This window comes from Wolbachia endosymbiont (group A) of Gastracanthus pulcherrimus (assembly GCF_964028265.1).
In the GTDB taxonomy this organism is placed as follows: domain Bacteria; phylum Pseudomonadota; class Alphaproteobacteria; order Rickettsiales; family Anaplasmataceae; genus Wolbachia; species Wolbachia pipientis.
In genome coordinates this window covers 1,239,044-1,264,339 of record NZ_OZ034763.1, presented here as the reverse complement: position 1 = coordinate 1,264,339, position 25,296 = coordinate 1,239,044, and the positions used below count along the sequence as shown (strand labels likewise).

The following is a 25,296-nucleotide window of genomic DNA, read 5'->3' as shown; positions in this document are numbered from 1 at the left end:
AGTAAAAAAAAGGTATCCGTTCAGCGGAGCGGTAAAATAAAAAGTAGACAAGGAGTGCTAAAAACATAATATCACAAGTAGTATGTGTGGTAAATATGTCTGATCTACTAGCTAGTCTTCTCAAGCTCTGTGAAAGCTTTAAAATAGAGATAGAGCAACTAAAAGCAGAGATAAAGAGGTTGGAGATAGAAAACGAAAATTTTAGATCTGAGAATAAGGCGCTAAGAATCGAAAATGCTGAATTGAAAGAAAGACTAGGTCTGAATTCACAAAATTCATCGATACCGAGCTCAAAAGAGTTATACAAGCTAAAGAAGAAAAAGAAAAAAAGTGACAGGAAAATAGGGGCACAGATTGGGCATGAAGGAAAGTATCGCCCTAAAATGGAAGCAGATGAAGTGGTGAAAATAGAGTTCTTGCGAGTGCGGAGGAGAAATTGCGATATCGAAAGAGCCATACATTCATCAAAAAGTTGATTTGCCAGAAATTAAGCCTTATGTTGTGGAATACCAATTACAGAATGGCCGCTGTTGCAAGTGTGGAAAAAGAAAAAGTAGCAGGCTACTAGAAGGTGTTACTGCGGATACATTTGGTCCAAAAGTTAAGTCAACAATCGCGGCGCTGAGCGGATTTTACAAGAACTCGAAAAGAGAAGTAGCAAATATTATAAAAAATATTTTCAACCTGGACATCAGTGTTGGTAGCGTGTCAAATAGCGAGGCTAGAGTTGCAGAAAAATGCCAAGAAGCATATGAGCAAATCGAGCAAGAAGTAAGTAAAAGTGAAGTTCTGCATATCGATGAAACGAGCCATTATAACAAAGGTAAACTTGGTTGGTGCTGGATGTTTGCCAGTAATACAGCAAGTTTTATAAAATTGACAGAGTCAAGAGGAATGAAGGTTTTACAAAATAGTAAGTTCTGCAATCGCAATAGCTTACGACAGGTACGCAGCATACAACTACTTTGCCGATAAGAACAGGCAAATCTGTTGGGCACATTTATCAAGAGATTTTGAAAGATTAGCACATAGTTGAAGTTAAAGTTCTGGGCTGTTACTTAAGAAACGTAGCCACTGAATTATTTGCACTAAAAAAGGCCTTGCTAAAAAATGAGATAGATGTTTTTAGATTTACCAGACGTGCCAGAAAATTGCGAAAACGTACAAGGTATTACTTGAAGCCGTTTACCTGAAGCAATTGGAGCTTCTCGAGTTGCAAAAAATATTTTGAAATCTGAAAGAATAATGTGGAATTTTTTAGATGACCCAGAAAACATTCCGCTGACAAACAACCATGCTGAACAGCAGATACGGCATTATGTCGTTTATCGCAAAAATTCATATTTTACCCAATCGAAGCGGGGAAATGCATTCCTTGAACGGATAATTTCATTATACTTGACATGAAAACAAAGGGGTCTCAATCCTTTCCAAAACCTCTTATCTATCATCTCTCACACCGCTTAGCTGAACGGATACAACCCAAGAAAGGTTTTTCTACGTCATACCGCCACGGTATCTCAGCATAGATTCCGCTAACGAGTAGCGGAATGACGAATTTGTTGTTTTTCAAATTGTAGGTAAACCTAAGCCACTTTAGCTATATAGGGTCACAACGATGGATTTTTAAGATCATTTACGGCCTTCTTAATATCTTCAGCCTTGAATATCGCCGATCCCGCAACTAAAATATCTGCACCTGCTTTTATTATATCAGCTGCGTTAAAAGAGTTAATTCCACCATCTACTGAAATTTGTGTTTTAAGGTTACGCTCTTGTATCATTTTTTTTATAGTAGATATCTTGTTCAACTGTGAATGAATAAATTCCTGCCCTCCAAAGCCAGGGTTGACTGTCATAATCAGCACAATATCTAGCTCATGTATTATATATTCAAGCACACTTGGGGAAGTTGAAGGAACAACTGAGACTCCAGCTTGAATCGGTTTTTTTGCGTCGTTTACATTTTTGTATGACTTTATCTTTCTTATCAACCTCTCAAGGTGTATCTCTGCTTCTGCATGTACAGTAATAATATCAGCACCAGCATTTATAAAGCTTTCAATGTGGTTACCAGGAGATTTGACCATTAAATGCACATCAAAAGGAAGATTGCTGTATTTACGTATTGCAGAGACAACGCTAGAACCAATTGTAATATTTGGAACGAAATTCCCATCCATAACGTCTATGTGTATGTAATCTACACCTAAATCGCTAATTTTTCTTACTTCTTCTCCTAATTTTGCAAAGTCTGCTGAAAGTATAGAAGGTGCAATTTTAATACTCATGAGCTGCCTTTTTTACTAAAAAATAACTTATTTTTAAACTCTGTCACCCTAAACACCATCTAAGTAGCTAGAGAAGCTGGATACCGATATCGGTATGCCTATTTAACTAGATCTTAAATTAGATAAAAAAAGGTAGTCTTGATAAAACTTATTTACAGCAAGTTTTTTTACATTTGGACTTTCTGTTTGTTCTTTTTTGTACCCTAATTTATAGCTTATTGAATCCTTGTATAAACTGATCGTTTTGTATGCTTTGTTCATCTCTCTAGGAAAGATGCCATTAGCAATTACAATGCATAACCCTGTAGCTGTTGCAAAAGCTAGAGTGGTAAATGCTAGATTTTGTAAAAAATTCCTTCCACTAATTTTTTTTTCCTGTATATCAGCAGAGTGCTGTTTGTTTGACACTTCTTCTAGATATTCATGCCATATGTGATTGCAGTGCGTACACTTTACCTTTCTTCCAGATGCACCAATTTGCTCGGGGGATACTAAGTAAGTTTTAGTACAACTATTACATTGTATTTTCATAGCACTTACATATAAAGTAGTAACAAGCTCAAATGATACAGAGCTACAAATTTAATATCAATATATATATAACAAATGGAAGGTTTGCAACTAAAAAAAACACAGAGTGAGATAGAAAATATTTGGAAAAATAGAGAAAAATTTAATGACTGTAATCTAAAGAAAACAGCAAGAATAGCAATTAAAGAGGTAATTGAGCTCCTTGATAGTGGCAAAATTAGAGTAGCAGAAAAGCTATCAAGTGGAGAATGGGTAGTACATAAGTGGATAAAGCAGGCAATATTATTACATTTTCTCACCGAAGAAAATAAAATAATAGATAATACTAATTGCTGGTTTGATAAGATCGGTAACAAGTTTAGTGAATGGAATGAGGAGAAATTTCGCCGGTTAAAAATTAGAGCAGTTCCTGGGTGTTTTGTTCGCCGATCTGCTTATATAGGTACAAATGTTGTTCTAATGCCAAGTTTTATCAACGTTGGTGCATATGTTGATTCAGGAACAATGATAGATACCTGGTCAACGATTGGTAGCTGTGCGCAAATAGGAAAAAACTGTCATATTTCCGGTGGAGTGGGAATAGGTGGAGTTCTTGAGCCTATTCAAGCTTCACCTGTCATTATAGAAGATAATTGCTTTATTGGAGCACGTAGCGAAGTGGCCGAGGGTGTGGTAGTGAGAGAAGGATCAGTCCTTGGCATAGGCGTGTTTATTGGGGCATCAACAAAGATTATTGATAGAGAAACTAGCAAGGTATTTTACGGCGAAGTGCCACCTTATTCTGTAGTGGTACCAGGGTCTATTCCATCTAAAAATAATATTTCAACCTATTGTGCAGTCATAGTAAAAAAAGTGGATGAAAAGACGAGATCGAAAATCTCTATAAATGAAATATTGAGGGATTAAACTATCTTACTCCTTGTCGTCACTTTTTTTATCATTATTACTAACCACAGTAATGGCATACGCGCATAACTCTGAGAAAGAGACTCCATTTTCTTGAGATAGTTTATATAATTTTTGTAGACTTTCTTTTACTTTATTAGGAATATTCCCTCCACGTTCTTTTACAAGCCAGGAATCTTGATGATGAATTGGATGAGCATCACTTTTTGGATTTCCTATGTATATTGCAAAAGGTGAACTTTGTCCTTTGAAGTCACATTGTACAGTAAATTTTTTTATAGATTCAGCCATCTAAAGACCTCTACTTTTCTTTTTGGTCGATTTTATAGCAGGTGGAAGAGGTGGTTTCTTTATAAAATCTTGTCTATTGACAACACTTTCTCTACCTTCCAAAGCTCGGCGAACATCAGCTCTGCTTAATTGCGACTCTTTTGCTACCTTCATTCCATGCTTTGCCATAATATTAGCATATGCTAGTACTTTTTTTACCAATGCTAGATCACCATCTAGCATTTGAACTAGCACTTGAAACACTTCCGCTAAAGTTAGCCCATCAGCATTTATAACCTTGTTTTCTATAAAATTGACAGCTTCTTCAAATTTGTATTCAATACTATCATCTTGAGCTATAAGGGCAACATAATCGGTGTTTTTGTCGTCCATAACTGAAGCACTATTACTCACAAACTTAAGTGTATACTATATATATAAATACTCTACTATTTTATATTATGGCACGCTATAGTTAAACATTTATTAATAACATGCTCACTTATATACACGAATTAATTGACAAAAGTCAAGGATCAATATCCATCAGTGATTTCATGAATGCCGTTTTGTACCATGAAAAATACGGCTATTATACAAGTAAATTACCGCTTGGTAAGGATGGTGATTTTACTACCGCACCTGAGATCAGCCAATTATTTGGTGAAGTAATTGCAGTTTGGATAATGCATACATGGGAAAAATTAGGAAAGCCATCAAAATTTTCTCTAGTTGAACTTGGGCCAGGCAAAGGAACACTCATTCACGATATAATAAGAGTCACTAAAAAATACAGCAGCTTTTTTAATTCGATGTTGATCCACTTAGTTGAAATAAGCCCTACTTTACGGAAGATACAAAAGGAAAAATTAAAAAGCTTAGATGTTAATTGGCACAAAAATATTGACAACCTACCAGAACAACCAACCATTTTTTTAGCAAATGAGTTCTTTGACGCTCTTCCGATAGATCAGTTTGTATATCATGATGAGGGGTGGTATGAAAATATGGTGACAAAACAAGATGATGGCAGTCTCTTGGTGTCATGCCAGTGCGTGACACTGGAATCCAGAAAAAAAGAATCATGGATTCCAGTGTCAGCTACTCAGATGACAAATGGAAAATTTTTTAATGGTGCAGTGGTGGAAATATGTTCAGTTGGGGTTGAAATATTAAAAAAACTTGAGAAGAAGATATATAATAATAAAGGAGCTGCTTTGATTGTAGATTACGGTTATGTATACCCCGCATATAAGAGCACTTTGCAATCGATAAAACAACATAAGTATGCTAATTTTCTTGAGAATGTTGGTAATAGTGATATTACCGCACTTGTGAACTTTCAAGCGTTAAGAGATTCATTAAAGCATGTAGATTGTGAGATTTTAACTCAAAGGGAATTTTTATATCTTTTTGGCATAAAAGAAAGAACCCAGGCTTTAATGAAAAGCGCAAGTGATGAACAAAAGAATAGGATCTTTAGTGAATTCTTAAGGTTGACTGAAAATATGGGCACTCTTTTTAAAGCAATGCTATTGATATAGCTAACCCAAGAAAGGTTTCCCTACGTCATACCGCCGCGATATCTCAGCATAGATTCCGCTAACGAGTAGCGGAATGACGAGCTTATTGTCATGCCGCCGCGAACCGTCATACCGCGATTCATTCGCGGTATCTCTAGATCCCGCTAACAAGCAGCGGGATGACGGTTGTCTCCTAGCTGTCATCCCAGTACTGGTAGACTCAAATCACAATGCTCGTATAGCTGCAACCCTGGAGGTACTGTTTCTCACCCACTGGAGATATTGCACGGTACTATCTACTTGATCATCGTGTCGAGTTTCAGGAAACATTAAAATCTCATACTCAAAATCGTTCAGCCATACTGCTTGATGTGGCAGAAAAACCTTGCCAGACTCTATAATCGGAACAATTTGATGAAATCGAGTGAGCTTGTCATCATGTGGCACTATTTCAATAATCGGTAAATCACTGTTTGTCTTTAGCTCTTGCACCAATTGTTGACCACTTGTTTTTGCTTCGATTAAAATTGCGTGTGGCGTCCATCTTGCAGCTAGTGACAAAACCTGTTCTTTAAGCTTTGGATACTCAAGCTTTGCGCGATATACGTCGAGTAAATAGAATTTATTATCTATTTTTGCCCAGGTGGTGCAGACACTAAAGTTGCTCATGTTACTTGTTGAAACCGCAGTATCCCAACTTTGTGTTATATGCGAGAGATTATCAGGAAATTTTTTATAGCGTTTCAACCACTCTGGTTTAATTATACCACTTGAAAGCGGCAGAGGGTTTTGTTGATATTGAGCAGCAAAAGCGTAACTCCCAAGTTCAGCTTTTATTATCTCAACTTCTTCTTTTCCTCCATCGAGGGGATATAACAACTGACCTTCTTCTCTTGAATATAATATCCTTACAGGTGACGCTGGTTTATTATATAATCGCCTGGTCGCACAGTGCTGAGCTACTCGGATGATAGGAACGGGAGGTATTGGCTTTTTGATTGAATAAATAACCTGCTTATTTTCAGAAATCATTGGCAAACAAATATGATGCCATATGTTTTTTGGCTTGGAGAGAAGGTGTCCAGTTAAGTCCTCCTGGTGTAGCCTGTGCATTACAAGAACGATGACTCCTTTTTTTCTATCGTTCAGCCTGGTTACTAAAGTCTGATCAAACCAGTTTGTGGCACGCTTTCTAAGCGTTTCACTCAAAGCTTGAGCAGAACTGAGCGGATCGTCCACAATGATAAAATCACCACCTTCACCAGTTAGTGTTCCACCAACTGATGTTGCGATTCTGTATCCTCTCTGCACTGTTTGAAATTTATATTTGGTATTCTGGTCTTTGGATAGTTCTATCTCTGGAAATAGCGCTCTATACCAACTAGACTGCATCACGCACCTGGTGTCGAGCGAATGCTTTTCGCTGAGCCGCTGAGAATAACTTGCAACTATTATTCTCGCAGTTGGTTGGTTTCCCAGTATCCATGCGGGCCACGCAACACTAGCGCACAGGGATTTCATTGAACGCGGAGGCATATTGAATATTATTCGTTTCACTTCACCAGCGCTCGCTGCTTCCAGCCTGTCTGCTATGACTTTTATATACTGATAATCGTTATACTCACACCCCGGCACTACCGTTTGAAAGCATAACTCAATGAATTTTAGAAAGTTCATGATATAATGTTGAAACCAACGCGTGACGCTGGGATGACAAAAAAAGGAGCACTGAAGGCTATAGGTGAGACGTCGCGGTATCTCTAGATCCCGCTAACAAGCAGCGGGATGACGAATTACTTAACCATCATCTACACCGTCATACCGCGATTCATTCGCGGTATCTCAGCCGCTAACAAGTAGCGGAATGACAACAATCCTACGTCATACCACCGCGGCGCTAACAAGAGATCCCGCTAACAAGCAGCGGGATACTTAGGGATGACGGTTGTTGTTTAGCTATAAATATTAAGAAATTTACTAAATGAAAAAAAAGGCAAAAGAAGCCCTGGGGTTATTATCCGCTTTAAAATATTGGCGTTTTTTATGTTTTAAACGCTTGACAAGCAAGATTAAGCTGCTTTTAATTGCAACTAACTTACGCTGCAAATGTTTAAGAAGTTTACTAAGCAGAAAAAAAGACAAAGAATCCCCGAGTTAGCTAGTCTTTTACTATCTCTGTCAAGTATTGGCATTTTTTGATGTCTTGTAACGCTTTATAAGCGCGTTCAGCTTATTTAGATAAAAATCTAGATGTAGATGAAGTTTTGTAAAGACATACAGTATCTATATACTGCAAAAAATTGAACATAAGACGCCGATACATTAAGTAATCCTTACCTTTTAATCTGCAGATTGGCGAAAGCAAATACAATAGCTTCACTATCATGATAAGGGCGCTGGCGAAGGGTGTCAAGTAAGTTTTTTCGTTTCTATTCCCAATAAAAGTTTGTTATATGGTTATGCAAGAAGTTTAATACTCATAGTTTCAAGCATATACTGAAATATTTCATTAGCTATAGCAACATCTTGGCGTGGGGCTTTGCCGTGTTCTATAAACACAGAGATTGCATAGCGCGGGTTATGGTAAGGGCCATAGGCGATAAATAACTTATGACTTTCGCCCTTAGAGTTTATCTCTGGTGTACCGGTTTTACCGGCAATTTGTATACCGCTTAGCCCTTTCTTATAGGTTCCAGTTTTAGAATTCACCACATCAAACATAGCTTTTCGAACTATGCTAAGATGCTCACAATCCACATCAATATCGGGAAAATCTTGTATCGTTTCATTCATCTTAATGCGGGGAATTACCTCTTTTCCTGTTGCAATCCTCGCTGCAAGAACTGCAAGCTGTAGTGGTGTTGTAAGCATATACCCTTGTCCTATAACTAAGTTGATAGTGTCACCTAAATACCACTGCGAATATAGCTTTCGTGTACGCCAATCTCTATCTGGCAACAACCCTGGAGCTTCTTCTTTAAACGTTCCAATCAGTGGCCCACTTCCAATACCAAATTTTCTGGCCATTTCTACTAGAGAGTCTACACTTATTTTTTTCCCTATATTATAAAAGTAAGTGTTGCATGATAATGCCATTGCCTCATTTAAAGATACATACCCATGGACTTTGCTTTTCAGACAACGAAATTTCCGCTCACCTATTTTCATATAGCCCTTGCACGAGAATTTCTCTTCTGGTGTTATTATCCCGTCTTTTAAACCCGCAAGCGCAACTATTACTTTAAATATTGAACCAGGTGGAATTTGATATGATAACGCACGATTCACGAGCGGCAATGAAGGAGCATTCAAGCTCTCCCAAGTCTCATTTGATAGCCTGCTAGCAAAAAGATTATTATCGTAAGAAGGTGAATTATATAATGCTAAAATTTCTCCATTATTTACATCAATTACCACTGCGGAGCCTTGGTGATCTTTAAATACCTCTGCGGTTTTCTCTTGCAGATTAATATCAATTGTCAGTTGTACATCTTGTCCGTCTTGTTGTGGTATGCTTGATAATTCTTTTATGACGCGTTTTTTAGAATTTATTTCCTGCTCAGATTTTCCTGACTTGCCTTTCAATATATGATCATATGTATATTCAATACCGCTGATTCCTACTTCGCTTATGCCTTGCTGTCTTTTTGTATATCCGATTACATGAGAACACATTGAACCAAACGGGTAATAACGCTTATAAAGAGCAGTTATTTTTTCTGACGATTTTGCTATTTTAGACTCGACTTCTGATAATGTCTGCAAATCAACTTCCTTACCAGAACCATCAAACAAAACAACATACGAAATTTTGTTTACCGCAAGTTCAATGCTATTCCTATCTAAAATTTTGCCCCGCTTAGGCATAATAGTAGCAACTCTTATTCTATTACTATTAGATAGTGCTTCGTACTTTTGTCTGTTTCGTATTTGTAAATTATATAACCTGCAACTAAAAACCGCAGAAATGGTAAGCTGAATACCACCTAATATGAATGCTCTGCGGTTAAAGACTTTGTTTTTTGTCCACATAACATTCCTTCAAAACACACTTTTTTCCCCTCTTTTATTGTTACACTTCTGGCTTTTACCGTATTACAAACCCTTTTTTCCCACTCACTTAAGGTCACAAACTTATAACCTGATTTTTTTAGTATTTTAATAATATGAGGTAAAGCTTCAATTGTGTTTAACCTGTTATTGTGATCATGAAACAGTATAACTGCTCCATTATGTACATTACTTAAAACTCTTTCAACTAAAGTTTCTGGCTTATCACCTTGCCAATCTAGCGAATCAACTGTCCATAATATTGAATACATATTTAATTGATCAGTATTTTCAATCAGATTATCGTCATAACATCCATATGGCGGACGAAACCATTTTACATCTTGTTTTATTGCATTTTTAATTGCTGTATTTGTCTTTTCCAATTCTTGCAATTGTTCCTCACTTGAAAGTGATGTCAACTTCCTATGCGACCAAGAGTGATTGCCTAACTCATGACCTGATTCATGAATTTTCTTTACTATTTCAGACGTTTTTTCATTTATACGTTCACCAAGCACAAAAAATGTTGCTTTTGCTTCATAGCTTTCCAGAACATTAATAATATCGTTTACTCTATTGTTAGACGGTCCATCATCAAACGTAAGCGCAACAAACTTATCGTCGTTATTCAATAATTTTTTTATATTACTTAAATTTCTATATGATAGATCTAGATTACAACTGAGCCCACAGTATGGTAAATTAAAATTACAATCACTACAAAAAGCCGTACTTGAATATAGTAAGAAAAAAGTGATTATCCTTATAAACATTTGTAATCAGCAAAGTGATAGAATACTACACTTTTTTGCTAAGTTAAGCCATCTTTAATTGCTGTAGCCTTTACTTCATCGCTTCTTTAATATATTGTATTAACAATTTTATATAATATATTATGATTGCAAATATAAATACCGTTGCGCTTCAGGGAATTAGCACAGTAAATGTCAATGCACAAATTCATATGGCAAATGGTATTCCAGCTTTTAAAGCAACAAGGACAACATTGCAAATTTAGAGTTCAAAAGGGTTATTCCTCGAGAACTACTGCGTCAGAAAGCTGGCGTTGAATTTGTATATAATGTTGACCTTGGAGGTTTTTATGAATAATAGTGAGAGAAAAGAAAAATTGGAAACTCGCATTTTATCAAGTAGAGGCAGGTCTTTACTTGACCATGAGCTACTGGAACGTACTCTATCTGAATGTGAAGAAGGAAGAGAAGTGGCCAAAAAGCTAATAGAGCTCTTTAGTAGTTTAGGAAGGGTAATTAACGCTGACTTTCATGAGCTAAAAAATGTTACAGGAATGAATGATGGAGCAATAGCAAGTATCTTTTGTCTGAAAGAGATTTTCGATAGGATACTGAAAGGTAAGTTAAAAAAGCTGTCGATTCTTGATAACAGAGAAGAGCTACTAAAATACTTTAAAACAGCAATAGGGCAGTCACGAAAGGAAAGCTTGCGAGTAATATACTTAGATCGAAGTGGTCATTTGATATACGAGTATATTCAAGACTGTGGAACTATAGACAGAGTACCTCTATATGTGAGAGAAATAATCAAACAGGGATTACTGATCGATGCATCATCTATTGCAATTTCACATAATCATCCAAGTGGAGATACAGAACCATCAAAGGAGGATGAGGATAACACACTTACATTAGCTGCAACCTGCGAAAATGTAGGAATGAAATTAATAGATCACATAATCGTAACACAGAAGAGCCACTTTAGTTTTTATGATAGTGGTTTATTGTAATCTGTAGACCGGAAGGAAAGTTCTCCAACTTTCCTTCTTTTTTTCTACTTCATAAATTAAAAAATTCAATATAAGCTTGAGCAGCTAAAATTAGTAATGAAAGGTGGAATTAGGCAAAAAAATAAAAGAACTTAGATTATACTGTGGTTTAACACAAACTGAGTTGGGAAAGAAAATAGGCGTTTCGTATAGACAAATACAAAGGTACGAAAATAGTTCAAACCAAATTTTGGCCAGTAGGCTATACGACTTAGCAAAAGCACTATCGATTAATGTGGCTGATTTTTTTACTGATGTGCATGTCGACTCACATGAAACTTATGATGAAGAAATACTAAAATTAGTCAAAGGATATAATGAAATTAAAAGCAAAAGGTTACGTAGCGTAGTTTATATATTGGTAAAATCTTTTTCTCAAAGTTACAATGAGAGTTAGTATTGCTTCAATACCTCAGTTAATATATTAATAAATGATTGTACAAGATGAACAACATCCTATTGATAAACAAATAGGTGAAAGAATAAGGAAGAGAAGGTTAATATGCGGTTTTAGCCAAAGAGACTTAGGAAAAAAGCTCGGAATTTCATTTCAGCATATACAAGGATATGAAACTGGAGAGGTAAGGCTTGTAATTGATAGATTGTATAATTTGGCAGAAGCTTTGTCCGTTGATATGTCATATTTTTTTACCAAAGCTTCTGAAGACTTACACGATAAGGCCTTTTGTAGCGATGTGGGTAGTGAAGAAATATCAAGGCTAGTGAGGGAATACAGGAAAATTAAGGATGAAACGTTGCGTGATATTGTGCATTCAGTGATAAAAGCGCTTGCCAATAAATAATATTGCCTGAATATATCTTCAATCCACTTCTACAAGCAATGCTAGTTAAGGTAAATTTTTTATGGTAATTTTGATTAAATTTCAAGAACTACTTTACTTTGCAATAATTATGGCTATGTAAAAACATAGCCACCAATCAAGAACGTCCTACAGATGTCGTTTTGGTATCTTTTAATTTGCTCACCCAAGAAAAGGTCTCACTACTTTTAGAATTTTGGTCGCCCCACCTTCCACATCTAGTAAAGCTGCCTTTTTCCACTACTTCTTTAACAGACATTCCACCAAATAAACAACCCTTTCCTACGATTTCTCCTATTTCTTGCAACTCGTTCCACATTTCTTCATCTTCTACCTCAACTTGTACTTGATGATAGTCTTCTGTGTCATGATATACCATTAAATTTAGCTCTCCTAGGCTAGTGCAAAGTGTTACTGTAAAAGCGCTGTTATCGGATATATCTACGTAATTTCTTTTACCGTCTTTCCCAGTTTTGACCTCAACTTCACCATCACCTATTTTTATGATACTACCGCCAAGGTTTAAGTCTCCTTTACTTAAGCCCAAATTTTTTGCACCTTCTACAACTTTGGCAACATCAACTATGCAGCTATGTGAAAATTCAATATAGAAGGTCTTATTATCGATTTCTACATCTTCAACAGTTCCTTCTATAGTAGCGTCTTCTCCAACTTCCCTAAGTTTCTTGAGCCTACTATATATTTGTGGCTCAATTTCTTTTTGCACTTTTTGATACATTTCAGCTATTTTCTTATCAACTTGTACATTAAAATCTGCTCCATGTAAGGCTAACTTTCTGATTATATCTTCTTGTTTATTTTCTTTGAATTCATCACGATACATCTTAAACATTGTAACGTTAGTGAAGCTAAAGCCATCTTCGTTGCGAGCGTTTACTCTTATTCCTAAATCCAAAGCTTCATCGACGATTTTACTTAATTTGTCTAGATTTTCAGCTGCAATAGCTTTTTCCAAGAATTCATTTAATTTCACATTTTCATATTCACTTAGCCTTATCTTGCATAAAGCTGATCGAAATGGATTGAGCTCCTCAGGATATGTTAAGACAGGTAATTTACTAATCTTTTTATTTGCTGTTGGAGCAGCTTTTATAAAATTAGGTAATAACCCTTCTTTTGCTATTCGCTCTACCGCTTTTAACATTTTACTAGACAATTTTTTACCATTTATTTTTTTCATTGTAACCCTCACTTAATTTCATTACTATTCGATCATATCGTGATAAATATTATTTAATTGTTAATATTATACGACTTATTGATTTACTGTATATTATAATAACAAGTTTTGCGGGCATCTACACTAGAAAAACACATCCTATAAAAATTATTTCAGTTTCAACAAAAATGGGGTATCGTAATCGTAAAATTGAAAAAAATGGATATCCTATCTTACTCTACTGAAAAGCTGAAAAAGCATTGTCAGCTACTTGATGATGAAGAAAAAATAGTTCTATATGAGCAGCTGCTAGACAAGGCTAAAGATATACTTGAAAACTCAAGAGATGATATTGCAAAGTTGAAAGAGGTAAGCAAAGCAGTTGTAGCAATAGAGGAAACTACCGATAAGCAGTTACTAGAAAAGTTTAATGATGATCACCCGCTAAGAGAAGTGGACATTTTAATCTACTCTCCTCAAGGAAATACTGAATATCTATTCAGCATAGATAACTCATCAGAGCTTTATGATTTAAAAGAAGATAAAGAAAAAGCTCTTTATAATGCAGTAAAGTTAAATGATGTTGAGCTTGTAAAAAAGCTGCTAATGATCCTTTCACCTACAGAAGTAAGTAATTTTGACACGAAATACTTGGAAGAATTGAAAATATTGCTGTCAGGAATTCACAAAGAATTGCAATTATCACAAGATATGAAAAATTATCTTGAGAAGACGATAAAGTTCTATAGTTTTTTATGTAGTAATTTTAACTTACTAGTTACAAATCCTACTGACGTAAAAGCCATAATTGATCTATTTGCTGCTCAACCAAATATTGATTACCAAATAGATAAGCTTCTACTTTCTTTTATTGTAAGAGATGTTGAGGAAAAAAAGCTAAACTCTGAAATTAGTCATATGATAGAACTTCTTGAGCAACACGAAAGATTTGCTGAGCTCGAATACAAGGTTAGAAGATTAAGATCAGAGTTTGCAAGTGGCAAAAGCAGATACTCGGCTGAAGTAATACGAAATAGCATTGCAGAACGAGAAAAAGAGATGAGGGAAATTGAGAAAAAATACGTAAGGCCAAACGATTTAATTAGCGAGAGGCAGAAATTATTAAAGCAATTACTTTGCTAGCTTTTTTTCCACTTCATAAAATTTGTTGTAAATTTGAATAAGAGGTGAAAAGTGCAATTAGGTAAAAAAATAAAACAACTTAGGTTAGATCGTGCTTTGACACAGACCGAATTGGGAAAGAGAATAGGTGTTTCGTATAGACAGATACAAAAGTACGAAAATGGTTCAAATTGTGTTTTGGCCAGTAGATTATATGATTTAGCAAAAGCACTATCGATAGATGTTGCTAACTTTTTTACTGATATGCACACTGACTCACATGAAGCTTATGATGAAGAAATACTAAAGTTAGTCAAAGGATATAACGAAATTAAGAGCAAAAGGTTACGTAGTGCAGTTTATATATTGGTAAAATCTTTTTCTCAAAGTGATAATACATAGTTAATATTACCTGATACGTAAAATGACTATACAACATCCTATCGATAAACAAATAGGTGAAAGAATAAGGAAAAGAAGGCTAATGTGTGGTTTTAGTCAAAGAGACTTAGGAAAAAAGCTTGAAATTTCATTTCAGCATGTACAAGGATATGAAAGCGGAGAGATTAGGCTTGTAGTTGATAGGTTATATAAATTAGCAGAAGTACTATCGGTTGATATGTCGTATTTTTTTACCAAAGCTTCTGAAGACTTACATGATAAGGCCTTCCATAGCGATGTAGGCAGCGAAGAAATATCAAGGCTAGTGAGGGAATATAGAAAAATTGAGGATGAAACTCTGCGTGACATTGTTCATTTAGTGATTAAGGCTCTTGCTAATACAGGCTTTAAAGCATAAATTCTCTCCTTGAGTCGTTGAAGAAAACTTAAACTTTCATTTTCTTCATCATTTTGCTTTTCTTTCACTTTGATGCGTGTAGTTATACCCTACACAAAGTATAATGTTTTAAAAATAAAAACCTGCACCATAAAATATTGAGATTTAGAATATTAACTTATAAAGTCTTTTCGGCAGTTTTAGCGAGGGTTTATTAGCAAGGATGTTGGAGGTTAGCAATGACTATATCTGAAGGTGTAATACAGCGTATAAGGCATAATGATAAGAACGCGATAGGGGGATGATTTTTTGGTCAAGGTGGCTGTGCACCATCCAGCTAAGTTTGATAGCTTAGAAGTAACAAAATTTTTAGTAAATAATAAAGGTGTAAGTTTTAACGCTAAAACTAATGACGAAAACAAGCCTATTCATATTGCAGCTGATTTTTGAAATATCGATATTGTAAAATTTTCTCTTAATAAGGGAGTAGAAGTTGGTACAAAAGGTAAAAACAATTGGACTCCTTTGCATTATGCTACCAATAAAGGATATCTAGGAATTGTAAAGCTTCTAATAGAAAAGCAACAACAAGAATCATTTATTAATAATTCTAATATTAATAATTCTAAAACTACAGATCAGTCTACTATGCTGCCAAGGAAGGCCATTTACCATCTGTAGAATTTCTCATAGAATATAATGCACCCCATAAACTAGACCAAAAAAAAATGGTTGATCCGAGTAGGAAAGTAAAGGGGTAAAAGTATGGCAACAAAAAAATATGAACCAGAGTTAAAAGCAAAGATAGCTTTAGAAGCAACAAAAAATCAAAAAAGCACAGCTGAGATATGTAGTGAATATAAAATACCATCAACAAATCTATATGATTGGAGTGATAGAGTATTGGCAAGGTTAAAAGACCTATTTGCTGAAAAAAGTGAAAGTGCGAGAAAACAAAGAATCTTAGCGCAAGAAATAGAAAGCTTACATAAAGTAATAGGAGAACTGACAGTGGAAAATAGTTATTTGAAAAAAAAATTACTGAAATAAGCAAAAAAGATAGAGTAAGGTTTATAGAAAAAGATTCTGATCTATCAATTAGGAAACAGGCTGATTTACTTGGTATTTGCAGGTCTAGCCTATATCATAGGCCTATAATTAATAACGAAAGTGAAGTAGCAAATTTGATTCAAGAAGTATATTTGGCTTCTGATTGCCGTTATGGATATCGCAAAATTACTGCTGAAATCATAGCGAGTGGAGTAGTAGTCAATCACAAGAAAATCTTAAGAATTATGAAAAAAATGAAGATCAGTGGACTATATTGTAGAAAAAAATGTAATACAAGTATTAAAGAAAAAAAGCATAAAATATATCCTTATTTACTCAAAGATTTGATTATTTGTAGAGTTAATCAGGTATGGGCTACTGATATAACATATATTATGGTAGAAGGTAAGTTTGTCTATTTTATGGCAATAATGGACTTGTATAGTCGCTATATTATTGCTCATTCATTATCACCATATCTTGATGCTGGATTTTGCCTTTATACTCTTAAAGAAGCTCTAAAACAAGGTAAACCTGAGATTTTAATAGCGATCAAGGAGTGCAGTTTACTAGCTATAACTTTATTATGGAATTAGAGCGTGCTAATGTTAAAATCAGTATGGACCATAAAGGACGTTGCTTCGACAATATATTTGTTGAGCGCTTATGGAGAACTTTAAAGCAAGAAGCTATATATTATTATAGACCAAATAGTATCAGAGATTTGAATCTTATAATAAACGATTTTGTTGCTTGGTATAACTATAGAAGGCGACATCAGACTCTACATTATAAAGTTCCTGCTGATCTCTATTATCATAAACAGTAAATGAATATATTCATAAATACTTTAAATATGTGTCGACGTATTTATCAACATATTCATTTTAAAAATCGGATCACTTTGAAAAAAATGGTCTAGACAAATGGGTGCATTATAATGTATAACAATGTTACAAAAAATAATATCATAGAATTCAGTAGGATAATTCCTAGAAAACCCCTACATACTAAAAAAAGCAAAATGCTGTTAAAATGAGCTTAAGAATAAATAGCAAACATCTAACATAACAATTCTATTTGTAAATCAGGTGAGGCTTATCCTATAGAAAGCTTTCGAACTACGCAAGCGTATCTTTTGCCTTTAGTATTTCTTTATTGTTTAAGATAACTGTCTGAGCTCCTCTGCCTTAGCATTATATCTCCACTTTCTGCAAGTTATTCCATTAAGTAGTAAAAATATTAGACTTGCCGCAAAACTAAGAAAAAAAGACCAAAGATAGAGCAGATTGAACTTACAGTAAAAATAGAACAAAAAAACTCCAACAATAAATTATACAAACTTCATCAGGTTAACTTTAACTTAAGAAAACATAAATCAAATTTTCTTGCTCAAAGACCTTGCTTTTTCTCCAACCTTACTCAAACGTACTCTAGCTTAATGCATAATTTTACCCATAAACAACCTTATCTTTGGTACTTTTATTAGTTACAAGTCATCTAGAAAACCCAGATGCTCTACGAAGCCCACCAATCAATATCAGATCCTGCTCTTGTCCTACAGCATTTAATATAGCGTATAACAAAACCATCGCATCTCCCCCAGTAATACGCTTGCATCCTCCACAAAATTCGTATTCACTTAACTGTCGATTTGCCTCCACCCTTTTTCGTTCAACTTGTTCTGCGGTGTTAGCATACTTCAACTCTATTCCAATTGGATGAGTATCATCATTTTCCGCAGATTTTGATAATACTAGGTCTATTTTCCTTCCTCTCTGTAGCTGGAACTCAATAATTACCTTGGCAGGATTATCGCAACTTTGAAATATCCCACGCAACAAAGCCTGAAATTTAGCTTCATTGTTCACGAGTAGACGGGTTCCATTTAATAACGGATACAACAGACGAGAAATCTCATTAAATAAAACTTCATACCTAGCCCTGTACTCACCATTAACATTACCATCATTACCAAAATTAGGCTCAGCACTCATCAACTGATCTGCAAGTTGATGTAAATTCCTAACATTACCCATTTGTTCTGAAAACCTTCCCTCGAAATAACCTTCACTATGAGAACGTGAGTAAGCACGTAGTGATTCGCATTTCTTTGCAGAAGCCACTTCCAGATGACCCTGGACATCTACTTCACAAAGTACTTGACGCACCTTAGCATCATCTGTGGCTTGAGGCAGTAACGACAGGTTCAATGCCTTGTCTGGTAAAGTCTGCCACTTTAAACGACGAAAAATGTGAAGCACAACAAAACCAATATTTGATAAAAATAGAGCTAAAGTTAACGCATGGCTTACAATATCTGCTGCATCTCCCCTACCACCTGTACGTTTCATTTTCTCTCCCTGAGAGTGGTTAAATAGATACTTGGTAACCCTTACCTCCCGCCCATCATTTGTTTCTAAGTCCCTCCTTGTAGATAAAACATTTCCAAAAACAAACGATGACGTACAGGAAAAAGTGTTACAATGAGGCGATTGAGTGAACTCTGATGCTATGGGTTGTAAAAAACGTTTTACATTTCCCCTAACTCCATTTCCATGAGGATGTAGTAAACCCGGTATTAAGGAAAGACCACCTTCTGAAAAGGCCTGCACAGAAGTTCGGAGACCAGCACCTCCACGTAATTGAAAATTTAACGCTACACAAACAGCACTTGGTGATGAGGTATGAATAGGCAAAGACGAAACAGAACAACTTTTAGCATAATCTTTAGCTTGCTCTAATCCTTCCTCATCACCAACCTTCAACTCAATTATAATTGGAACCGAATCATTTGTCTGATCAACACCACGAACAAGCAAAACAACATCTGCATAACCTTTTCCTATAAGTAGCTCTGGGTAGAAATCAGCCACAGCTCGGTATCTAAAATTTACTAAAAACCCACACAGAAAACCGTGGTAATCAGACTCTGCACGAAACACTAAGCTATCTTCATGTTCATCATGGATATCAATAACATATTCCAAAATTCTTTTAACATTAGTACGCACTTCTCCTGTATCATCATTTGCCAACTCACTCATCAGGTCTAACAATTCACCTTGTTCTCTGATTGGGTTAATTTCATGAAAAATTGGAGCTCCAGGTTCATCACGTTGAGGAAATCTATCTATTTCATGAATAAACCTACATTCTTCTCCAAACCGAAATATTTTATACTCTTCCCAATCCAGATCCTCATCTTCCTGTAATTCTTGTGGAAGATTCTCTTCTACCTGCTGCTTCTCTTCTGCACTAAACCTTGACCCAGGGCTGTTCTCATTATCAGCAACAGTATAACACCTGACTATTCTTCTATTTTCTTTATTAGTGAGAACAGCAACTTTTAGATTTCCATAATTGTCAAAACGAAAATAGACTCTTTCATCTTCAACTAATATACCTGCATCATGTGCAGTAGAAAACATACCAAAAAAGAATGTAGGAAAAAAGCCAGGCTTATTAGCCGAATGCAAAAAAGATGGACAGTTGTTTAAAAAACCTACAAATTGTCTACTAAACTCATCACAACCTCCACTTAATAAAGCCCTAACTAATTCACGATCTTCATTATTACCATGCATAAATACTCCTATTTGTTAACAACTGCAGCAGGCGAAATACTAACATTAGTACCCACTAACGTAGATTGAGGACCTTCAGTGCTAGCAGAGAATAAATTCAAATTTCTCGCTGACTTACACAACTCTTCTATTAAATTGCAGGAGCTAGTTGCATCTATCATCTTAGAATTCCTTGTTTTATCTAAACTATTTGCTATCCTCTCTTTTAATGATTTAAAGCTTTTGTCTGAACAACAATCTTTAGCAAACTTTAAAATACTCAAGACCAAATCAACTTTTTCACCATCGCCAGCACTTTGAGTATCCTTGCTGTTCTCCTGATCTACAATCAAATTTGAAATTGCATTTTCCATTGCAACAAAAGCAATCCTATCTTTAAAAGGATCGACAACATTTATTTTATTTTGGTTAAATACACTAGATTCCCAAAGACTGCTAATAGCTGACCTTGCTTCATTCCTGTTATCCAAGTCATAATCTTTAGAAACTACAACAAATGAAAGCGATGAGAGAAGATGTGCATATCCTCTAGGTGAAAGCATTTTCTCTACTTCAGATCTTGAACATCCCTCGCTCAAGTACTGGATAACATACTTAGTTGTGCAAAGAAAACCGTGCTCTACTAAGTAACTAAGAGGACGGTAGATCACACCCCTATCTTTCTTATTCGGTAGCCCAAGTAGTGACTTATGATCTACTTTTGCGCTTATGACTTTACCTAGAAGGGAACTTAAGGTAGAAGCAAGTTTATAGCTAGATTGCAATGGAGATAATTTTGCAATAGCAGAAACTAGCAATTTTTCTCTCTCTTCTTTCACTAATTTTTCTTCAGAACACAGACGATTATAGAAGTGTTCCACTCCCTTACTCCACTTGAAATCTACAGCCTTATTAAATCCATCTTCTGCTTCTATATTTTCTCTAAGGTTACCTGATTCTTGATCAATCCAGAAATTGAAAACAGGATCACGTCTTCCCATGGAACTTAACAATTCAACTCTTGCAAGCTTATCACTGCAAGCTAAATTCCTATCTTCCTCACATGCACCTTTATGAGATAAGTCAGATCTAAAAGACTCTAACGCCTTGTCAAATAATTGCTTAATTTCACTCTCTACACACTCAATACATGCTATTTTATATATAGCAAATGGATTCAACACACCTGATTTAGCTAATTCTCCTACCAATTTAGCAACATCTAGTGTCGCACCTGACCAACAAGATTCATCACGAAACGCATTACATAAGAGGTCCGATTGCTCAACGGTTAGACCCTCTACTGTTACAGGGTGAGCCTTGACCCATTCCTCAATAGCTGAAGTTCTATCACCTTTAACAACATCCTTCAGCTTACTTATTACTTTGCTAGAGATAATCTCTTTATTTTTTTTAGGATCAGAACTGAGACGAGATCTTTTGCTTGGGCCTGCATTACCCTTCAAATCTTCCGTTCCACGTTTAGTTTTACTTTTTGGCATCTAATTACCTCAAAATCAAATATTCAATGAAGGTATTATACAAGCATTAGAATAATATATAAATCGAAAAATTAGTGTGCACCTAAATTTAAGCAGTAATTATAGACCTGCTGCAAAAGAGGAGATATTAAAGAGAGATGTAGCAAGAGGGAATGAGCTTAAATTATCAAATTAACGTTATTCTACTTTACCTCACTAGCATTTTCCTTACCTTGAGCCTTACTATTACTCACAAATATAAACGTTCGTTACATAGCTCTTAATATGTCTACAGAGACGAAATTTCCCGAATTATTTATAATGAACCCTTACGATCACATTCTGGGGACGTACATCAGAAAACTTTTATATTATTAGTTTTGTAGTAAAATTATATGAGTACATCGTATCTATTAAATCAGAAGCTTTATGGATTACAGATTGAGAGCTTATTTGTTTGGGGTTATCTGGTTTATACTTAGCTTACTTAGTAGTGTAGCTAATGATACTATATCAAAATATCTAAGTTTACATCTTCAGAGTTTTGAAATAATTTTTTTCCGCTTTCTGTTCACCACTATTACCCTTGTACCTTTTATGTTTTACTATGGAATAGAAACTTTTAAAACAAGTCAAATATCTACTCAAATAACCAGGGGTGGGTTGTTGTTTTGTGGAATGACCTTATGGACTTACGGGTTGACTGTTTTCCCCATAGTAACTGCAACGATTATAAGTTTTTCTATACCATTATTTGTTATACTTCTTGCAATCCCTTTGCTAAACGAAAATATAATTTGGCAAAGATGGATAGTAACTGTTATTGGCTTTGTTGGTATTGCTATTACTACCAAAGCTCATAGTGAAGATTTTAATCCTAAAATTCTTATTTTTATTGTATCTGCGTTAATCTTTGCTATATTAGACATACTTAATAAGAAACTTGTGATAAAAGAGTCAGTAATAAGTATGTTATTTTATTCAGCTCTAACGACAACTATTTTTTCTACTCCACCTTTGTTATTTTATTGGCATATGCCTTCCTTGTTGGAGTTAGTATTACTGCTGATTTTAGGAATAAGTTCAAACCTAATTCTGTTCTTCATGTTAAAAGCTTTTACTCTTACTGATGCTACTGCACTTGCACCGTATAGATACATAGAGCTAATAATTTCTGCAATAGTAACATACGTTATATTTAATGAATTACCTGATAAAAGTGCTTTATATGGTACTTTGATATTAATACCATCAACCTTATTTATAGCTTATTCGGAGGGTAAGGCAATTAAGAAAAATAATGTAACAACAAAAGTTTATAATTGTTAATGGTATTTATTTTAGATGCTAAGCTATATTTTTAAGGTGATAATAAAATGCACATAACTATTATAGGAGTAGGGTATGTAGGCTTAGTATCTGGTACAATGTTATCGGAGCAGGGCCATAAAGTTGATTGCATTGACATAAATACTGAGAAGATTGAACTTTTGAAATCAGGGAACATTCCTCTATATGAACCTGGATTAGCAGATTATTTAGAGAATAATATAAAGTCACAAAGGATAAGATTTTTCGATTCGTATTTTCAAATAAATCCCAATACAGAAGTAGTATTTATAACTGTAGATACTCCATCAGACTCCCTAGGAAATGCAAATTTACAGAATGTATATAATGCAGTAAGTGAAGTTTCTGAGAGAGTTAATCAAGATTGCTTAATAGTGATAAAGTCAACTGTTCCTCCTGGTACTGCAGAAAATATACATAATTATTTATCTAATAAGGGCTATAACTTTGATTTGGGGGTTAATCCAGAGTTTCTCAAGCAAGGCTCTGCAGTATCAGATTTTTTATACCCAGATAGGATAATAATAGGAGTAAAAACTAAGCTAGCTAGGGCAAAACTAGAAGTTATATATAGATCATTTATAGATAAGAATATTCCGTTAATAGTCACTGATACAGTTACTGCTGAAATGATTAAATATGCTTCTAATGCTTTTCTAGCAACAAAGGTTGCTTTTATCAATGAGATGGCAGGTTTATGTGAGCTATTAGGAGCAGACATTGACCTTTTAGCTAACAGTATGGGAATGGACCATAGAATAGGTAAGGAATTTCTCAAAGCTGGTCCAGGATTTGGAGGATCATGTTTTCCTAAAGATTTATCGGCCTTAATAAGGCTTGCTGAAGATCACAATGTCAAGCTACAAATTTTAAATTCAGTTAAGGAATCTAACTATAATCATATAACAAACATTGCTAAAAAGGTAGAATATGTATTAAATGGAGTCCAAAATAAAAAAATAGCGATATGGGGGCTAACTTTTAAGTCTGGTACTGATGATGTAAGAAATAGCCCAGCTATAGATATTGCACAATTGTTAGTGAATAACAAGGCTAAAGTTACTGCATATGATCCAATGGGGATGGATAATGCTAGGCAAGTTCTAAAGGATATAGAGTACGCAGACAATGCTATAGGGGCTGCAAGGGACGCGGAAGCCTTGTTATTGTTAACGGAGTGGAAAGAATTTAAAAATCAAGATTTTGCAAGTTTAAAGAGTATTATGGCTGCACCTAATATTTTTGATTTCCGTAATTTATTAGATAGCGAGCTATTACTAAGATATGGTTACCATGTTTATTCCTTGGGTAAAAAATCTATCTACAAAGTTTAACTGTTGAGAAATTTTTTTTACACCGCTTTACTTAGTTTTTTAAGATCTTTGCTTGATAGTATGGAAAAGCAAACGAGTGCAACAACAGAGCAAATGGAAAAAAATGAAAACATAATACTGTTACCAAAGTGCTGAACAAGTACTCCTAAGAGCACGCATGAAAATATTGAACTTGCAATATACCCAAATAATCCTGTTAAGCTTACAATTGCACATACATTATTTTGTGGAGCAATTTCTACAGCTATAACACCTGTCAGTACTTGCACTCCAAATATAAAGAATCCTGATAAGATTGCACCAAGGTTCATAAGAATTATGTTTTGACCAAAGTTCATTGCAATAAAAGTGAGTGCTATACCCAACATGTAAAGTAATGCCAGCAAGCTTCTATTTTGAAAGAAGTACATATCACTAATTCTTCCTGTGATTAAAGTTCCAAGGATTCCACCTAAATCATATACGCCCGTTATTAGTGAGGATTGTACAAGAGAAATTTGTAATTTATCCCTTAAAATTATAGGAAACCAAAAGAAGATTCCCATTTTTATAATATAAGCACAAAAAGTAGCACAACATAGAAACCATATGGAACTTGTTACCTTGATACCTATTTGAGATTTCTGCACCTTATAATAGGTAGTAAAGTTGGCACTTTCTTTGTAATATGCTTTTAATATTGTATAAATTCCAAAAAGTAAGCATAAGAGACCAGAGTACAAAAATGCACTTTTTGCATCATATATTTTAATTATACTTGGTAATACAATTAAAGTAATACAAGAACCAAGTTGCTGAGATGAGCTCATAACTCCCCATGATGATGCAATTGAAGAGATGCTAGAGTTTGTAACCATAAACTTGGTAATAGCTGGCCAACCTAACCCTTGTGTCCAAGCTAATAATATTAATGTTAACAGTAATAAAGTCAGATTATTATATGATAAAGTTATACCAATGGTTAATAATCCAGTTGCAATATTGCATAGCCCAAACATAAATAATGGATTATTTTTGGAGTCCATGATTATTCCATTAACAAATTTTGATACTCCATAAAAAAAAGAAAAGCAGGCAAAAAAGTAGCTTAATTTTACATGGTCAGTATCTATTAACAGTGGTAGAGCAATTGGTATACTTTGTCTTGATAAATAAAGCAGCATATATCCACAGAAGAATAGTAAATATTGAAAGAAGACAAAGTTCATACCTATTCCCAAATAGCTCTATGCAGATGCT

24 protein-coding genes and 2 pseudogenes are annotated in these 25,296 nt (G+C 34.8%); 15 read left to right on the top strand and 11 right to left on the bottom strand.

Going from position 1 to position 25,296, the window contains the following annotated elements:
• Positions 1-95: 95 nt before the first annotated feature.
• A pseudogene (gene tnpC / locus ABWU47_RS06525) lies at positions 96-1,407 on the top strand (IS66 family transposase).
• A 203-nt stretch (positions 1,408-1,610) separates the two neighbouring features.
• Here tnpC and rpe read toward each other — a convergent pair.
• On the bottom strand, positions 1,611-2,291 hold the full coding sequence (rpe, locus tag ABWU47_RS06520; RefSeq protein ID WP_353285636.1) for a ribulose-phosphate 3-epimerase: 681 nt from the start codon (positions 2,289-2,291) through the stop codon (positions 1,611-1,613).
• A 102-nt stretch (positions 2,292-2,393) separates the two neighbouring features.
• Complete coding sequence (locus tag ABWU47_RS06515) at positions 2,394-2,822, bottom strand: zinc-ribbon domain-containing protein (protein WP_077188289.1); 429 nt, start codon at positions 2,820-2,822, stop codon at positions 2,394-2,396.
• Positions 2,823-2,897: 75 nt separating this feature from the next.
• Between ABWU47_RS06515 and dapD the strand changes: the two genes are divergently transcribed.
• Entirely contained in the window at positions 2,898-3,728 is an 831-nt protein-coding gene (gene dapD / locus ABWU47_RS06510) for a 2,3,4,5-tetrahydropyridine-2,6-dicarboxylate N-succinyltransferase (protein WP_077188288.1), read from the top strand.
• A gap of 6 nt (positions 3,729-3,734) precedes the next feature.
• Here dapD and ABWU47_RS06505 read toward each other — a convergent pair whose 3' ends face one another.
• Together ABWU47_RS06505 and ABWU47_RS06500 are read right to left on the bottom strand one after the other, a co-directional pair.
• Entirely contained in the window at positions 3,735-4,019 is a 285-nt protein-coding gene (locus ABWU47_RS06505) for a DUF2610 domain-containing protein (protein ID WP_010962783.1), read from the bottom strand.
• Positions 4,020-4,391: a hypothetical protein gene (locus tag ABWU47_RS06500; protein ID WP_077188297.1), complete on the bottom strand. Its 372-nt coding sequence runs from the start codon at positions 4,389-4,391 to the stop codon at positions 4,020-4,022.
• Between the two features lie 101 nt (positions 4,392-4,492).
• Here ABWU47_RS06500 and ABWU47_RS06495 point away from each other — a divergent pair, with 101 nt between their 5' ends.
• The gene (locus ABWU47_RS06495; RefSeq protein ID WP_007549412.1) at positions 4,493-5,542 is read left to right on the top strand and encodes a class I SAM-dependent methyltransferase; all 1,050 of its coding nucleotides are present in this window, start codon (positions 4,493-4,495) and stop codon (positions 5,540-5,542) included.
• A gap of 204 nt (positions 5,543-5,746) precedes the next feature.
• Here the strand turns inward: ABWU47_RS06495 and terL are convergent, their stop codons facing one another.
• The 3 genes from terL to ABWU47_RS06480 form a co-directional block, all read right to left on the bottom strand.
• Complete coding sequence (gene terL / locus ABWU47_RS06490; RefSeq protein WP_077188287.1) at positions 5,747-7,198, bottom strand: phage terminase large subunit; 1,452 nt, start codon at positions 7,196-7,198, stop codon at positions 5,747-5,749.
• 780 nt (positions 7,199-7,978) lie between these two features.
• Complete coding sequence (locus ABWU47_RS06485; RefSeq protein WP_006280388.1) at positions 7,979-9,553, bottom strand: penicillin-binding transpeptidase domain-containing protein; 1,575 nt, start codon at positions 9,551-9,553, stop codon at positions 7,979-7,981.
• On the bottom strand, positions 9,508-10,347 hold the full coding sequence (locus ABWU47_RS06480; protein ID WP_077188286.1) for a polysaccharide deacetylase family protein: 840 nt from the start codon (positions 10,345-10,347) through the stop codon (positions 9,508-9,510). Before ABWU47_RS06480 ends, ABWU47_RS06485 begins: the two co-directional genes overlap by 46 nt.
• Positions 10,348-10,469: 122 nt before the next feature.
• Here ABWU47_RS06480 and ABWU47_RS06475 point away from each other — a divergent pair, with 122 nt between their 5' ends.
• From ABWU47_RS06475 to ABWU47_RS06460, 4 genes are all read left to right on the top strand, one after another.
• The gene (locus tag ABWU47_RS06475; RefSeq protein ID WP_255317433.1) at positions 10,470-10,592 is read left to right on the top strand and encodes a hypothetical protein; all 123 of its coding nucleotides are present in this window, start codon (positions 10,470-10,472) and stop codon (positions 10,590-10,592) included.
• 84 nt (positions 10,593-10,676) lie between these two features.
• Entirely contained in the window at positions 10,677-11,336 is a 660-nt protein-coding gene (locus ABWU47_RS06470) for a RadC family protein (RefSeq protein WP_012673223.1), read from the top strand.
• 163 nt (positions 11,337-11,499) lie between these two features.
• Complete coding sequence (locus tag ABWU47_RS06465; RefSeq protein ID WP_240327853.1) at positions 11,500-11,772, top strand: helix-turn-helix domain-containing protein; 273 nt, start codon at positions 11,500-11,502, stop codon at positions 11,770-11,772.
• 34 nt (positions 11,773-11,806) lie between these two features.
• Positions 11,807-12,178: a helix-turn-helix domain-containing protein gene (locus ABWU47_RS06460; protein ID WP_041582616.1), complete on the top strand. Its 372-nt coding sequence runs from the start codon at positions 11,807-11,809 to the stop codon at positions 12,176-12,178.
• A gap of 136 nt (positions 12,179-12,314) precedes the next feature.
• On the opposite strand, the gene ABWU47_RS06455 is transcribed toward ABWU47_RS06460, so the two are convergent.
• On the bottom strand, positions 12,315-13,397 hold the full coding sequence (locus tag ABWU47_RS06455) for a hypothetical protein (RefSeq protein WP_012673224.1): 1,083 nt from the start codon (positions 13,395-13,397) through the stop codon (positions 12,315-12,317).
• Positions 13,398-13,595: 198 nt separating this feature from the next.
• Here ABWU47_RS06455 and ABWU47_RS06450 point away from each other — a divergent pair, with 198 nt between their 5' ends.
• The 6 genes and pseudogenes from ABWU47_RS06450 to ABWU47_RS06425 all read left to right on the top strand — a co-directional run bounded on the left by ABWU47_RS06450 (position 13,596) and on the right by ABWU47_RS06425 (position 17,155).
• Positions 13,596-14,519: a hypothetical protein gene (locus ABWU47_RS06450; protein WP_012673225.1), complete on the top strand. Its 924-nt coding sequence runs from the start codon at positions 13,596-13,598 to the stop codon at positions 14,517-14,519.
• Positions 14,520-14,570: 51 nt separating this feature from the next.
• On the top strand, positions 14,571-14,900 hold the full coding sequence (locus tag ABWU47_RS06445; RefSeq protein ID WP_007549995.1) for a helix-turn-helix domain-containing protein: 330 nt from the start codon (positions 14,571-14,573) through the stop codon (positions 14,898-14,900).
• Between the two features lie 22 nt (positions 14,901-14,922).
• A complete protein-coding gene (locus ABWU47_RS06440; protein WP_007549999.1) occupies positions 14,923-15,297 on the top strand; it encodes a helix-turn-helix domain-containing protein in 375 nt (124 codons plus the stop codon).
• 297 nt (positions 15,298-15,594) lie between these two features.
• A complete protein-coding gene (locus ABWU47_RS06435; protein ID WP_007551899.1) occupies positions 15,595-15,726 on the top strand; it encodes an ankyrin repeat domain-containing protein in 132 nt (43 codons plus the stop codon).
• 3 nt (positions 15,727-15,729) lie between these two features.
• Complete coding sequence (locus ABWU47_RS06430) at positions 15,730-15,957, top strand: ankyrin repeat domain-containing protein (protein ID WP_082246108.1); 228 nt, start codon at positions 15,730-15,732, stop codon at positions 15,955-15,957.
• An 84-nt stretch (positions 15,958-16,041) separates the two neighbouring features.
• Positions 16,042-17,155 (top strand): annotated as a pseudogene (locus ABWU47_RS06425) (IS3 family transposase).
• Positions 17,156-17,822: 667 nt separating this feature from the next.
• On the opposite strand, the gene ABWU47_RS06420 reads toward ABWU47_RS06425, so the two are convergent.
• Both ABWU47_RS06420 and ABWU47_RS06415 read right to left on the bottom strand, forming a co-directional pair.
• A complete protein-coding gene (locus tag ABWU47_RS06420) occupies positions 17,823-19,913 on the bottom strand; it encodes a hypothetical protein (RefSeq protein ID WP_353285635.1) in 2,091 nt (696 codons plus the stop codon).
• A gap of 8 nt (positions 19,914-19,921) precedes the next feature.
• The gene (locus tag ABWU47_RS06415) at positions 19,922-21,394 is read right to left on the bottom strand and encodes a hypothetical protein (protein ID WP_077188281.1); all 1,473 of its coding nucleotides are present in this window, start codon (positions 21,392-21,394) and stop codon (positions 19,922-19,924) included.
• 408 nt (positions 21,395-21,802) lie between these two features.
• On the opposite strand from ABWU47_RS06415, the gene ABWU47_RS06410 reads away from it, so the two are divergent.
• The gene (locus tag ABWU47_RS06410) at positions 21,803-22,702 is read left to right on the top strand and encodes a DMT family transporter (protein ID WP_077188280.1); all 900 of its coding nucleotides are present in this window, start codon (positions 21,803-21,805) and stop codon (positions 22,700-22,702) included.
• A 47-nt stretch (positions 22,703-22,749) separates the two neighbouring features.
• Positions 22,750-24,057, top strand: coding sequence for a UDP-glucose dehydrogenase family protein (locus ABWU47_RS06405; protein WP_077188279.1), 1,308 nt, complete (start codon positions 22,750-22,752; stop codon positions 24,055-24,057).
• Positions 24,058-24,074: 17 nt separating this feature from the next.
• Here the strand turns inward: ABWU47_RS06405 and ABWU47_RS06400 are convergent, their stop codons facing one another.
• On the bottom strand, positions 24,075-25,265 hold the full coding sequence (locus ABWU47_RS06400; RefSeq protein ID WP_236717752.1) for an MFS transporter: 1,191 nt from the start codon (positions 25,263-25,265) through the stop codon (positions 24,075-24,077).
• Positions 25,266-25,296: the final 31 nt, after the last annotated feature.

Excerpts from the sequence above, each read along its gene's own strand:
- rpe (WP_353285636.1), bottom strand. The coding sequence starts at position 2,291 with ATGAGTATTAAAATTGCACCTTCTATACTTTCAGCAGACTTTGCAAAA.
- ABWU47_RS06515 (WP_077188289.1), bottom strand. The coding sequence starts at position 2,822 with ATGAAAATACAATGTAATAGTTGTACTAAAACTTACTTAGTATCCCCC.
- dapD (WP_077188288.1), top strand. The coding sequence starts at position 2,898 with ATGGAAGGTTTGCAACTAAAAAAAACACAGAGTGAGATAGAAAATATT.
- ABWU47_RS06505 (WP_010962783.1), bottom strand. The coding sequence starts at position 4,019 with ATGGCTGAATCTATAAAAAAATTTACTGTACAATGTGACTTCAAAGGA.
- ABWU47_RS06500 (WP_077188297.1), bottom strand. The coding sequence starts at position 4,391 with ATGGACGACAAAAACACCGATTATGTTGCCCTTATAGCTCAAGATGAT.
- ABWU47_RS06495 (WP_007549412.1), top strand. The coding sequence starts at position 4,493 with ATGCTCACTTATATACACGAATTAATTGACAAAAGTCAAGGATCAATA.
- terL (WP_077188287.1), bottom strand. The coding sequence starts at position 7,198 with ATGAACTTTCTAAAATTCATTGAGTTATGCTTTCAAACGGTAGTGCCG.
- ABWU47_RS06485 (WP_006280388.1), bottom strand. The coding sequence starts at position 9,553 with ATGTGGACAAAAAACAAAGTCTTTAACCGCAGAGCATTCATATTAGGT.
- ABWU47_RS06480 (WP_077188286.1), bottom strand. The coding sequence starts at position 10,347 with ATGTTTATAAGGATAATCACTTTTTTCTTACTATATTCAAGTACGGCT.
- ABWU47_RS06475 (WP_255317433.1), top strand. The coding sequence starts at position 10,470 with ATGATTGCAAATATAAATACCGTTGCGCTTCAGGGAATTAGCACAGTA.
- ABWU47_RS06470 (WP_012673223.1), top strand. The coding sequence starts at position 10,677 with ATGAATAATAGTGAGAGAAAAGAAAAATTGGAAACTCGCATTTTATCA.
- ABWU47_RS06460 (WP_041582616.1), top strand. The coding sequence starts at position 11,807 with ATGATTGTACAAGATGAACAACATCCTATTGATAAACAAATAGGTGAA.
- ABWU47_RS06455 (WP_012673224.1), bottom strand. The coding sequence starts at position 13,397 with ATGAAAAAAATAAATGGTAAAAAATTGTCTAGTAAAATGTTAAAAGCG.
- ABWU47_RS06450 (WP_012673225.1), top strand. The coding sequence starts at position 13,596 with ATGGATATCCTATCTTACTCTACTGAAAAGCTGAAAAAGCATTGTCAG.
- ABWU47_RS06440 (WP_007549999.1), top strand. The coding sequence starts at position 14,923 with ATGACTATACAACATCCTATCGATAAACAAATAGGTGAAAGAATAAGG.
- ABWU47_RS06420 (WP_353285635.1), bottom strand. The coding sequence starts at position 19,913 with ATGCATGGTAATAATGAAGATCGTGAATTAGTTAGGGCTTTATTAAGT.
- ABWU47_RS06415 (WP_077188281.1), bottom strand. The coding sequence starts at position 21,394 with ATGCCAAAAAGTAAAACTAAACGTGGAACGGAAGATTTGAAGGGTAAT.
- ABWU47_RS06410 (WP_077188280.1), top strand. The coding sequence starts at position 21,803 with ATGGATTACAGATTGAGAGCTTATTTGTTTGGGGTTATCTGGTTTATA.
- ABWU47_RS06405 (WP_077188279.1), top strand. The coding sequence starts at position 22,750 with ATGCACATAACTATTATAGGAGTAGGGTATGTAGGCTTAGTATCTGGT.
- ABWU47_RS06400 (WP_236717752.1), bottom strand. The coding sequence starts at position 25,265 with ATGAACTTTGTCTTCTTTCAATATTTACTATTCTTCTGTGGATATATG.